This is a genomic window from Flammeovirgaceae bacterium SG7u.111, from assembly GCA_034044135.1.
Taxonomy (GTDB): Bacteria; Bacteroidota; Bacteroidia; order Cytophagales; family Flammeovirgaceae.
In genome coordinates, this window is the sequence record CP139021.1 from 5,465,767 (window position 1) to 5,477,981 (window position 12,215).

Sequence of the window (12,215 nt, forward strand, 5' to 3'; positions counted from 1 at the left end):
TGTTAATCAATGTTAGTCGTGTTAATCATTTTTCCGATTACCTCTTTGTATTCTTGTTTTGTAAAAATACCTGCCAAGTTCAAATGAACATCCTGACCGTGTAATATAGAAATAGTTGGTGTTTGAATGATGTCAAACTTATTAGCTAATTCTGGTTGTTGTTCTATATCTATTTTCACATACATGAACTGATACTGGAAATGTCTCATTAAATCAAAGAACATATAATCAACTAAATGACAAATTCCACAAGATGTTTTTGTGAATGACGCTACAACTAAGGTTCTTGCTTCAAGGAGAGTCTTTAGTTCAGTTTGTGTGTAATAGTCATACATTTTTTTGTTTGTCTTTGCTATACAAGATTACAAAGCAAATGCCAAAACAATTCAAATATCTGACATACAGTCACTTAATTAATAGTTGTATGGTATTTCACATGTTAAAAGGAGGGGATAAAGTTGCGATATATCGCAACTTTATGAAATCTCATCATACTTTTTATTGAGCTTTATACCCAACTTCTGCATGCGGGAGCGCAAGGTAGAAGGATTTATTTTTAGCATAGCTGCAGCACCATCTTCACCACTGATAATTCCTCCAGCTGCTTTGAGAGCCTGAAGGATATGACGCCTTTCATTTTCTTCAAGTGAAACGACAGTTTTAGCATCCGCTTTCTTCTTTGTGTTGAAATCAAGCCAGTCACCTATTTCCAAAATATTGTTTTGACTTACAACAACTGCCCTTTCAATAATATTCTCCAATTCCCGAACATTTCCTGGCCAGGAATACCTTACCAGTTTTTCCATGGTTTTTTTAGGAATCCTATCAATTTTCTTTCCGACCTTCACTGCATATTTTTCAACAAAGTGGGTTGCTAGCAATGGAATATCTTCAGATCTATCACGAAGCGCAGGCAAATTGACTGGAAATACATTAAGCCTATAATATAAATCTTCCCTGAAATTATTCTTTTCAACTTCAACTTTCAGGTCCCGGTTGGTAGCAGCCAATAAGCGTACATCTACTTTTATCGTTTTAGTACCACCCACTCGCTCAAACTCTCCTTCTTGAAGGACTCGCAGTAACTTTACTTGCACATCTAAAGGCATTTCCCCCAGCTCATCAAGGAAGATAGTACCGCCATTAGCTAGTTCAAACCTTCCTATCTTACGGTTATTCGCCCCAGTAAAAGCACCTTTTTCGTGTCCAAAAAGTTCACTTTCTATCAACTGAGGGGGTAAGGCTGCGCAATTCACCTTCACTATCGGGTGTGATTTCCTGTTACTAATATGGTGCACCGCCCTAGCTATGAGCTCCTTTCCCGTCCCCGTTTCTCCTAATATCAACACGGTAGTATCAGTATCAGAGACGCTTTCTACATCTTTTAGGACTTGCTTTAGCTTATAGCTTTGCGTAACTATTTCCTTAAAGTTCTTATCAAGCTCAATCTCCTCTCTCAAATACACATTCTCTTCTTGGAGTTTATTTTTGAGTATCTCTACCTCTTCAAGAGCTTTTGTAAGCTCCCTATTAGAGTTTTCCAGCTCTGAATTTACTTTTTTGAGGTTCGTAAGAAGGGTTTTATTTTCTAGTTTGAGGCTATAATGACCAAGGGCGAGTGAAATAGTTTGTTGAAGATCATTTTTCTCCCAAGGCTTGTTCACATATTTATACACATTTACCTTATTGATAGCTTGGGTCACTACCTCTAAGTCGCTATACCCTGAAATCAATATTTTAACAATATCAGGATATTTTTCACTCACCATTTCCAAAAGCTGGATACCTGTGATTTGAGGCATCCGTTGGTCGGTGAGCAAGAGTTGGATAGGGGCAGAAGTTTTTGCCTCTTGCTCAATAATCCCCATTGCCTCACGTGCCGAAGAAGCCGTCAGAATATCGTATTCACGAAAAAATACTAAACTAAAACTGTCTAAGTTCTCCAGCTCATCATCTACATAGAGGATTTTGCCCCCTTTTACAGCGCCCATATTATACGTATTTAGCTATGATCGTAATAAGTTTAAGTTGTAAGGTATTAGGTAAAAAGTATTTACACCAGTGTCATTTGGCGGAAACCGCGTAAGTTCAGTTCCGAGATATTAGGGTATCTCTTCTCCAAACTTTGCAAAATACCAGTACTTGTTTTGTTATTGCTATTCGATTGATAGTACTAAGTTAGTACTTAGCTGGTTCTACAACCAAGTTAATGTTATTTTTCGCATAAAACCAGTTATGCTCATTACTATTTTAGTTTCTATTTTACACTTATCAAAGTGATTCTGCCTTATTTTTTGTTCTCAAAATGTTTGATATCATTTTATGACTACTGATACCTGTATTACTACACACCGCTTAAACTAATTTTACTAAAGTAGTTCAAAATACTTTTTGCTTCACTCTCTCAAAGTAAACCAACTTTGTTTTTGCAAAAAAGATATGTTGACTTTTCTTTTTGAGCAATGCATTTGTCGAATCAAATATATTTCCAATGTCTCATGGGTTTTCTGCTTTTCCCCAGCAACCTTTAGCATTTCAATGTAAGGGTCTTCTATATTGAGCTTACTTATAAAATAAATGGATAAAATACTTTCTACATCCAACACCAATGTGGACACTCTTACTTTAAAAAAGTTTTTCACTTCCATAGCCAAATCCAGCAAATTTACAGCACTGGCAGAATCTAGGTCTAATGTAAAATCAGTCAGGTGTAGAGAGGCATCGAATGGATCTACCTTAAGGCTTTCAAAAGTCAGGACGTATCTTCCCAAAGATCCTTTTCGTATAGACTCGGTCAAATAACTACTAATAAGATTGATTGTCAGGTTTTAAGAAGAAAAAAGCTATAACGAGAAGATCAAGACAGAAGCCCTGATAATAAATGTCTTTTTCTTTGCCTAATTGAGTTGGAGCCTGCATCTAAGTTTCTTTAAAAAATACCGTTGTAGCATATCTAAAAATAGTGCACCTAGTCTAGATCCCAAAAGAAAAAGCTTTTGTTTGGCGAATAACCGATGTTTATCTTTGCCCCAACATTTTTTAAGACAGACAATTTTTTATTAAAGCTGAAAAATATAGATATGAAAGCAATGGTTTGTAGGGCGTTCGGAACGCCACAAAGTTTGAAACTGGAAGACGTACCATCTCCAAAACCTGGTGTAGGTCAAATCCTTATTTCGGTCAAATCTGCAGGGGTCAATTTCCCCGACTCGCTTATTATTGCAGGTAGGTATCAATTCCAGCCCGAAATGCCTTTTTCACCAGGAGGAGAGGTTTCAGGTGTAGTAAAAGAGCTTGGCGAAGGAGTAAACCACCTAAAGCTTGGTGACGAAGTAATAGCTACTACAGGCTGGGGAGGTTATGCCGAAGAGGTCACCGCACCCGCTTACAACGTTATTCCCAAGCCCAAAACCCTTGATTACGACACTGCAGCAGGTTTTATTTGGACCTATGGCACTGCCTATCATGCCCTCAAAGACCGTGGCGAACTGCAAGCTGGGCAGGTTGTGCTCGTGCTTGGTGCAGCTGGTGGAGTTGGTCTTGCTGCTGTTGAACTTGCCAAAGCCATGGGGGCAACAGTGATAGCTGCAGCATCTACGGAAGAGAAGCTCGCAATTTGCAAAGCCAAAGGGGCTGACGAAACAATCAATTATGTAGAAGAGGATTTGAAGGCTAGAATTAAAGAACTGACCAATAAAAAAGGGGTAGATATCGTGCTCGATCCCGTGGGTGGGGACATGACCGATCCTGCCCTCCGAGGGATAGCTTGGGGAGGAAAATACTTGGTGGTAGGATTTGCAGCTGGCTCTATTCCAAAGCTACCTCTCAACTTAGTTCTTCTGAAAGCTTGCTCCGTAACGGGTGTTTTTTGGGGTTCTTTCTGGAGAAAATACCCAGAAAAGAACTACCAAAACATGTTAGAATTAGGCGAAATGGCTAGCAAAGGCTTGGTAAAACCTCATATCTCAAAGGTCTATCCATTAGAAAAAGCTGCCGACGCCATCCTTAGCATTACCAATCGCCAAGTGAAAGGAAAGGCAGTGGTAAAAGTGAGTGAGTAAAATAAATAACAGGCATAGTTGAAACCCGACTATGCCTGTTATTATGTATTGGTAAACCCTATTTCTCAATTAATTTTATAGGCTACTATAGACTTGGTCATCCCTAAGTATTTTTCCAAGTAAAGATTTGAGTCGGGAAATAAATCCTTCATTTTGGTAATAGTCAACAGTTTGAACTCTTCCACTATTTTGTGTGCCCGTTCCTTATTATTACTTTTTTGGATTGTGCCCAAATTGAAATTACTCACTAACTCTACTTGGTACCTTTTGGGTAAATATTGAAAGAAAGGAAATACGAAATGTGGTTCGATAGGAAACCAATAATTTGGTGTCTGTACAAAATAGTTCTTGCCCACTCGCTGTACTTCTTGTGCCATTTTCACTTGGTTTTCCCAAGTAAACAAATGCTCAATCACCGAATTAGAAAATACTAAGTCGAAGAAACCGTCATCAAATTGCTGCAGGTCGGTAGCATCACCGTTCACATAGGTAAAGTGAGGGTATTTCATTTCCTGATGCTGCAAATTCAATATATAGATTTGAAAGTTTTTGTGGTGGGTAAAATTCATGTTTTCCCAGAAACCTTGTGTTCCTCCTACATCCAAAATTTTTGCGGGACGGGGAAGAGGCTCTATTTCTTTTAGGAAGAAGTCAAAACGTTTTTTGCGGGCTCTAAGAGCCAGAGAATTTGGGTTCTGATAATCTACGATAGATTTCAACATATGCTAGGCTTTTGGTTGGACTCATGTAATTGCTAGTAATTCTCTAAATATAACAGACTAAACCAGATTTACAAAATATTGCACACGATGGTTTTTATTTATTTATCTACATTACCCTTTATTGCATAACAATACTCTTAAAAAATAAATAAACATTGTTATGTAAAGGTAATCAAGAAAAATATAAGAATAGTACATTAATAAAAGCAGTATTGTTACAATTCATTACTTCCAAAAAATTACACAACACACAGCTAAAGCAATTATATATCTCGACTTTTGTCAAAAGGCCGTTATTATATTGTAGTTCTTTATAAAAAGGGGAAATATTCTCAATTAGCAAAGCCTTACCTTCCATTAAGCCAAGCTTATCAAGGCTCTGTTCCAGCATAAAATAAGCCCCATAACTATTTGGTTATGGGGCTTCAAAACCCTAAATTGAAGAATTGACCTATTCCTCAGGAGAGACAAATTTGTAAACGATACCTGCTAACGTAGCACCTATGATAGGGGCTATCCAAAAAAGCCATAGTTGACCAATAGCCCAGCCTCCTACAAAAATGGCTTGACTGGTACTTCTGGCAGGGTTTACCGAAGTATTGGTAACGGGAATACTGATCAGGTGGATAAGTACCAAACCTAAACCGATAGCCAACCCAGCAAAACCTTTCGGTGCTTTGGAGTGAGTTGAGCCCAAAATAATAATCAAAAACATAAAAGTCATGACTACTTCCGTTACGAGGGCAGCAGTCATGCCATAGCCCCCTGGAGAGTGTTCGCCATAGCCATTAGCAGCAAAACCACCTAGTTCGAATCCAGGCTTACCACTGGCAATAAGATAGAGGATACCTGCACCAGCCAGTCCACCTAGAACTTGTGCTACTATGTAGGGAAGCAAATCTTTGCCCTCAAACCTTCCTCCTACAAACAGCCCGACCGATACGGCAGGGTTCAAATGGCAACCTGAAACATGACCTATTGAATATGCCATGGTCACCACCGTAAGACCAAAAGCGAATGAAACACCAACAAAACCAATGCCCAGCTCGGGAAAGGCAGCGGCCAACACGGCACTTCCGCATCCGCCCAACACCAACCACATAGTTCCAATAAATTCAGCGACTAATTTCTTCATTTTTCCTTGTTTTGGTTAAATAATGGAAATAAAAAATATGTCATTTTGAGTGACCACAGCACTCATTGTAGGCTAAAAAGCCCCTTAATTGCTGGTTGAAGAAAATAGTGGTCAGTTGAAAGTTTGTTATGAATATACGTAATTCTGCTCAATCTCAAATAGGTAGTCAGTTTTTTTATAGTAAACTTAATACACTGCTCTATTTCCAAAAAAGAGTATTAAGAGAGGGATATCAAAAATTAAAACAACAAAAAAAGGTTCGCCATAATATGGCGAACCTTTCCAAATACCTCTCTAAAACTTATCTAACTCTAAACATGAAAATCTCTTTTTCTCTTTGCTTCTGCTTTTTTTACACTTCAAAGATGCAGAGTTTCTTATTGGTAGAGAACCGAAAAACCGTGAACCGGAATTCTTACTTTTGAATGGGAATTTTTAGCCGTCAACAAAACTTTATAGATTAGGAAAGAAGTTTAGTGTGTAGAGTTAAAACTAGAGTGAGTCATTAAAAAGAGGCACAATGCTAGAGATAAGAAAAAGTTGTGAAAGTTGTGGCAAAGCACTTCCACTCGACAGCAATGATATGTAGTTTCGAATGCACTTTTTGTAGGGAATGTGCAACTGAAGTCCTCCAAAATGTTTGCTCTAACTGCGGTGGCGGCTTTGAAAACAGGCCTATCAGACCCAAAGCCTTACTAGCAAAACACCCTCTCCCCAGGCAGACGAAGTCCTCAAAACTGTGGATTCGGAGAACCAGAAAGCCCCCAGCTCCTCTTACCAAATTTCTACTTACCCACTTATAGGTTATCCAAACGAGTGATAAAGCAAACTGGGTATTTCGATTAAAAGACCCCTACCCAAAGGGCGAGGATCTTTTAATAAGCCTGTAGAAATAGGAAGCCAAAGTTCTCCCCTGCACAAATACTTAATGTAAGCTTCCGAACCCATCATCTATCTACCTCTGTATTCTGGAGAAGAAATAATTGGAATTTTAGTTATCAAAAGCTTCAAGGAAAAAGCCTATCCAAAAGTACAAGTTTCCTTAATTTCTGGCGCAAGCTTCTAGCTCTTTAGCGGTGGAATAGTAGATCAAAATAATATAGAAAGGAGATGTTCTTGGTACAAAAAAGCTAATTGAAACGTTAGAAAAAAACGTGACAAGTCCGTTGGCATGCCTGCAAAAAGCGCTGAAAAGCGCATTAAACAGGCATCAAGACAAAGAAGACTAACAAGACGATATCATATTCATTGGCTTAGCATTTTAACTTTTGCAAACAATACCGAGGCCAACCAGTATAACAGCTACTTATTAATGAGATATAAGTGCCCTTTATGCTCAAAACCATCTATTAAAATGAGAAAAACTTTACTCCTATTTTTCCTTCTTATCGCCTTAGGGGCATCTGCCCAAAATATTAAATTTAGACATATCACCACTGACGACGGGCTTTCCAATAGTTGGGTATTATCAATTTTGAGAGATAATCAAGGATATCTTTGGATAGGTACTATGGAAGGATTGAACCTATACGACGGATATTCTATCAAAGTCTTCAAAAATGACGGCATAAACGGATTGCACAATAATTCTATCCTCTGCCTTTTAGAGGATAACAACGGCGGCATCTGGATGGGAACCTACCATGGCTTCTATAAATTTGATAGGGATACAGAAACTTTTACAGCCTTTCATACCGATGAAAATGACCCCAAAAGCATTAGTAGCGACAGAGTGTTCTCAATTGCCGAAGAAAGTGACAGTACGCTTTGGATAGCCACTGAAAATGGACTCAACAGGTTCAATATTAACTCACTTGCTTTTGAAAGCTATGTTCACGATGAAAACAATCCTAACAGTCTTATTAAGAACAACATAAAAAAACTCAAAACAGACTCGAAAGGAAACTTATGGATAGGGTCAGAAATAGGAATCAGCCTACTGAAAAAAGGTTCTGCCAAATTTGAGAACTATTCACATGACCCCAATAACAGTAATTCGATTATTGGGAATACTATAAAAGATTTTGCCGAGGACAAAGATGGAAATATTTGGATAGGCACTACCGATGGACTCTGCAAATATGATCCTGTAACTGATACTTTTTCCTCTTTGCTAGCCGACCCTTCAAGACCGAGCCAAGCACTGAACAACAATAATATAATCAGTTTGGCAAGTGACCAAGACAATTTATATATAGGCACTTCTTCTGGCTACCATTATATGGATCTGAAAACAGGCACATTTCACTATTTCAGCACAAGTATCACAAATGAACACAGCCTTCTGAGCCCTTCTATTCATACCTTATTTTATGACCAAATAAACCAAATGGTTTGGTTGGGTACGTACAACGGGGGAATAAATTACTACAGTAAAATTGACAAAAGTATCACCCACCACAAGGCTAGCCCAACTGGATTGAACAATGGTAAGATTCATTCCATATTGGAAACTGAAGCTGGAAAAATATTACTTGGAACCGATGGAGGAGGCATAAATACCTTTGACCCAAAAACTGAAACTTTCAAATATTACTCATCTGCCAACAAGCCCGGCCTACTTAAGGAAAATGCAGTCATGATTCTTTTTGAGGACAAGCAAAATAGAATTTGGATCCATACTTATATGCAAGGCATTAATGTAATATCTCCTGACTGGAATACTTCAATCTTGTATTCTCACGACCCTTCCAACCCCAATTCCCTACCTAGTAATGAAGTAGTACAGATCCAAGAAGATAACAAAAATATTATTTCGGTTTTGAGTGGGGAAAAAATAGTGGTGTTTGATCCTAAAAAAAATCATTTTATTGGGTTTGAGGAAGCTTATGGAATAAAGTTGCCCGAAAATATCCATTTCTTCCACATTAATAAAAACAACAAGGCATGGGTTATCTATGCCGTAGAAGAAGGGAGAAGCTATAACTTCTTAAGCGCAGACTTAAACTCAAAAGAGGTCACAGTTTATGACGAACAAATAAAACCCTATCTAGCGCAGATGGGGCAGATTATTGATGTTGTGAAAGAAGGTAAGGATGGAGATGTATGGGTAAGTACCTATGAGTCGGGGCTTTGCTATATCAACAAGGAAAAGGGTATCAACATTTCCTATTTCACTGACAATGGTTTGCCAAGTAATAATATCATGGCCATGGAAGAGGATGATGAAGGAAACTTATGGGTCAGTACGGATAACGGGCTGGTGAAATTTATAGATGGGATCAATTCCCCTACGGAACCAAATTTCCGCACCTACTCGGTAGACGATGGGATACAGAGCAAAGAATTCAAGAAAAGAGTCAGCCATAGAGGTAGGAACGGGAAGCTGTATTTTGGAGGAAACAATGGGTTCAATATCCTTGATCCTAGCAAAATACAGGATAATTTATTCTTACCTCCCATTGTTTTTACCGACCTGAAAATTTTCAACACACCAGTTGGGCTGAACCAAGAAAACTCACCTCTTACTAAAAGTATAAGCCGAACAAAAGAGATTACCTTCACGCACGACCAGTCCGTTTTTACCTTAGAATTTGCTGCACTAAACCTCGACCTTCCTGAAAAAAACCAATATGCTTATAAGTTAGATGGATTAGAAAAAGACTGGAATTATGTAGGCAACCAACGTTCTGCTACATATACCAACCTAGATCCAGGAGAGTATGAGTTTATAGTAAAAGCATCTAACAATGATGCTATATGGAACGAGCTACCTGCCATTCTAAAAATAACGATCCTACCCCCTTGGTGGGAAACATGGTGGTTCAGAACCATTGCAGCAATACTTTTCTTGGGAAGTGGTATATTGTTTTTCATAGTAAGAACCAAACATCTGAAACAAAGGCAAGTAGAGCTTGAAAAACAAGTAAGTGTTCGTACCCAAGAGCTTAAAGGAGCAAATGATAACCTCCAAAAACAACAAGAGGAAATAAAGGCACAAAACGAAGAGCTTCACCAAATGGCAGAAGAGCTTCAGGTACAGCGGGATTATTTGGAGGATACCAACATTATAGTTGGCAAAAAGAATGAAGCGCTTGCAGATATGAATAAAGCCTTGACCGATAGCATCACCTATGCCCGCAGAATTCAAGAAGCCATCCTCCCATCTGCCGAGGAAATGAAAGAAGACCTAAAAGACTTTTTCCTCATTTTCAAACCTAAAGATATTGTTTCGGGCGATTTTTATTGGTATAGCAAACAGGGAGATAGTGTTTTCTTGGCTGTGGTTGATTGCACTGGACATGGCGTACCTGGCGCATACATGAGCATGCTGGGCAACTCCTTCCTCAATAGGATAGTGAATGAAATGAAGGAAACAGAACCTTCCCGAATTTTAGCCTGCATGGATCAGTTTGTAGTAGATGCGCTTAAACAGAAAGAAGGACAAAACCGGGATGGAATGGACTTAGGCGTTTGCCGAATAGAGAAACTCTCCAATGGAAATACTAAAGTGACTTATGCTGGTGCAAAAACACCCCTACTCTATTGTAAAAAAGAAGCTGAATCTATCTGTAGAGAGCAAGGCGACCGCAGTAGCATTGGCGGGATCAAAATCAGTGGAAAAAGCTTCTCTGATTTAGAAATAGAGCTAGAACCAGGAGATTGCTTTTACTTAACTACAGATGGCTTTATTGACCAGAATGATCCTAACAGAAGAAGGTTTGGCACTAAAAGGTTCATGAATGCAATTTTCAATCAGTTTGGCAAGCCAATGGAACTACAGCAAATTAGCTTGGAAACACTATTGCAAGCCCATCAGGAAGAAGAACAACAACGGGATGATATTACGGTAATCGGAGTTCAGATCTAGCATATTTAAAAAAAATAAAGAAGCCATCACAGCAAATTTGTTGTGATGGCTTCTATTTGTAATACTCTTAAGCGCTCATTTTTTTTATCTTGAAACATCATACCTTACTTCATCAAGCACTTTTCCACCTTTTCCTAATAGCTGAGCCTCTACCTTATAATGCTTGCCCTCTTCTGGAGTAAAGCTAAGTGGAAGGGAGAGCGTTGCTTTTCCAAAACCATGGTAAGCATCTACAGTTAATTCCTGCTTGGTCACCATTTTCTTATTCCCTTCAATTATCTTAAATACGATCTTCGTGTTTTCATTATTGGAATAGGTATAAACCAGTTCCAAAGTTTTCGTATCAAAAATATTCTCTGAAATATCCGATACGGTGATGAAGTCTTTATAAATAGCTACATCTGAAATTGGGTGATCGAATTTTTCATTTATTGGAACAAGTTTATAGCCACGTACCCAGTCATAATAAGCGGTGTTGATCTCATCATTTTCCAAATCTTCATTGCTCGGAGCCGGTTGCCAGTTATAGGTCTCCGTCACCATGTTTACGTGCATAGGACGGTCGAATGGCTTATCGGAAATCTCTTTGGTAACTTTCACCATTTCAAAAAACTCATTATCGGCATAAAACTCCACCTCTTCCGGACTTTTCCACCAAGCTCCATAGGTATGGTATTCGTCTGACACCTCAGAATTCAGGAAAGTCCCAGCTCCTTTCGAGAAAAAGGTTTCTTTCTTTTCTCCGCATTTTATATACCTGTAATGCGTATTGCTATTCATTCCGTTGCGAAATTTTTGATGAACAGTTCCGCCACCAATGCACTCTTGAATATCTAACTCTTGGCTATACTTATCATTTGCACAATCTCCTTTTTCTGTAAAAAGCACTTTATCGTTCGACATCCAAAATGTGGTAGACATCGCAATTTTTGAAGCTTTGGCGCGGCATTCATAATAGCCAAAATGCGCCTCGGAAGATTTAGAAACAATTCCACCTCCATACATAGTGTATTTCCCTTTGGGTTTATCTAGCACTCCACTTTTGATTTCCAAATTGCCATTTTTCATTGATAATGCTTTAGGTTCGAAGCGGGCTGGCGCACGCCCTTCCCAACCTGGATAATGGTCGAACCATTTGTTCTGATCCAGTTTTGTTCCATTAAATTCATCTGAAAAAGCAGCTTGCAACACCCACCTAAAACCAACTGGCGGTTCTGGAGGATCGGCATGTAAAAGAGTGCTGAGTGAGATCAATACTACGGTAAGTAATGCTTTCTTGAGTTGTGAAGTCGGATACATTTTCATTTACGTTTTGATTAATAAAAAACATGCGGAAGCATTCCTGCCTCTGCTCAAGTAAATGTAATTCCGATTGAGCAAAAGGAAAACACAACCGATTGCGCAAATAGATTCTCCTCCCCAACCAATACAAAGCTCGATTTAAAACGTTTAACTAACTTTTCTTGAGCTTACTTACTATAGTTGTA

At 38.6% G+C, this 12,215-nt stretch carries 8 protein-coding genes; 2 read left to right on the top strand and 6 right to left on the bottom strand.

Annotated features, from left to right (window positions below):
* Positions 1-2: 2 nt before the first annotated feature.
* The 3 genes from R9C00_21250 to R9C00_21260 all read right to left on the bottom strand — a co-directional run bounded on the left by R9C00_21250 (position 3) and on the right by R9C00_21260 (position 2,771).
* The gene (locus R9C00_21250; protein ID WPO34230.1) at positions 3-335 is read right to left on the bottom strand and encodes a thioredoxin family protein; all 333 of its coding nucleotides are present in this window, start codon (positions 333-335) and stop codon (positions 3-5) included.
* Between the two features lie 141 nt (positions 336-476).
* On the bottom strand, positions 477-1,991 hold the full coding sequence (locus tag R9C00_21255; GenBank protein WPO34231.1) for a sigma 54-interacting transcriptional regulator: 1,515 nt from the start codon (positions 1,989-1,991) through the stop codon (positions 477-479).
* A gap of 405 nt (positions 1,992-2,396) precedes the next feature.
* Positions 2,397-2,771 carry a hypothetical protein gene (locus R9C00_21260; protein ID WPO34232.1) on the bottom strand — a complete coding sequence of 125 codons (375 nt, stop codon included), beginning with the start codon at positions 2,769-2,771 and terminating at the stop codon, positions 2,397-2,399.
* A 309-nt stretch (positions 2,772-3,080) separates the two neighbouring features.
* On the opposite strand from R9C00_21260, the gene R9C00_21265 reads away from it, so the two are divergent.
* On the top strand, positions 3,081-4,061 hold the full coding sequence (locus R9C00_21265; protein ID WPO34233.1) for an NADPH:quinone oxidoreductase family protein: 981 nt from the start codon (positions 3,081-3,083) through the stop codon (positions 4,059-4,061).
* Positions 4,062-4,126: 65 nt separating this feature from the next.
* On the opposite strand, the gene R9C00_21270 is transcribed toward R9C00_21265, so the two are convergent.
* Both R9C00_21270 and aqpZ read right to left on the bottom strand, forming a co-directional pair.
* Positions 4,127-4,783: a class I SAM-dependent methyltransferase gene (locus tag R9C00_21270; protein WPO34234.1), complete on the bottom strand. Its 657-nt coding sequence runs from the start codon at positions 4,781-4,783 to the stop codon at positions 4,127-4,129.
* A gap of 451 nt (positions 4,784-5,234) precedes the next feature.
* Positions 5,235-5,918 (bottom strand): aquaporin Z, encoded by a 684-nt coding sequence (gene aqpZ, locus R9C00_21275; GenBank protein WPO34235.1) that lies wholly within the window; start codon positions 5,916-5,918, stop codon positions 5,235-5,237.
* A gap of 1,354 nt (positions 5,919-7,272) precedes the next feature.
* Here aqpZ and R9C00_21280 point away from each other — a divergent pair.
* Positions 7,273-10,728 (top strand): two-component regulator propeller domain-containing protein, encoded by a 3,456-nt coding sequence (locus tag R9C00_21280; GenBank protein ID WPO34236.1) that lies wholly within the window; start codon positions 7,273-7,275, stop codon positions 10,726-10,728.
* A gap of 84 nt (positions 10,729-10,812) precedes the next feature.
* On the opposite strand, the gene R9C00_21285 is transcribed toward R9C00_21280, so the two are convergent.
* On the bottom strand, positions 10,813-12,033 hold the full coding sequence (locus R9C00_21285) for a family 16 glycosylhydrolase (GenBank protein WPO34237.1): 1,221 nt from the start codon (positions 12,031-12,033) through the stop codon (positions 10,813-10,815).
* Positions 12,034-12,215: the final 182 nt, after the last annotated feature.

Coding starts and splice junctions, on each gene's coding strand:
- R9C00_21250 (WPO34230.1), bottom strand. CDS start 335: ATGTATGACTATTACACACAAACTGAACTAAAGACTCTCCTTGAAGCA.
- R9C00_21255 (WPO34231.1), bottom strand. CDS start 1,991: ATGGGCGCTGTAAAAGGGGGCAAAATCCTCTATGTAGATGATGAGCTG.
- R9C00_21265 (WPO34233.1), top strand. CDS start 3,081: ATGAAAGCAATGGTTTGTAGGGCGTTCGGAACGCCACAAAGTTTGAAA.
- R9C00_21270 (WPO34234.1), bottom strand. CDS start 4,783: ATGTTGAAATCTATCGTAGATTATCAGAACCCAAATTCTCTGGCTCTT.
- aqpZ (WPO34235.1), bottom strand. CDS start 5,918: ATGAAGAAATTAGTCGCTGAATTTATTGGAACTATGTGGTTGGTGTTG.
- R9C00_21280 (WPO34236.1), top strand. CDS start 7,273: ATGAGAAAAACTTTACTCCTATTTTTCCTTCTTATCGCCTTAGGGGCA.
- R9C00_21285 (WPO34237.1), bottom strand. CDS start 12,033: ATGAAAATGTATCCGACTTCACAACTCAAGAAAGCATTACTTACCGTA.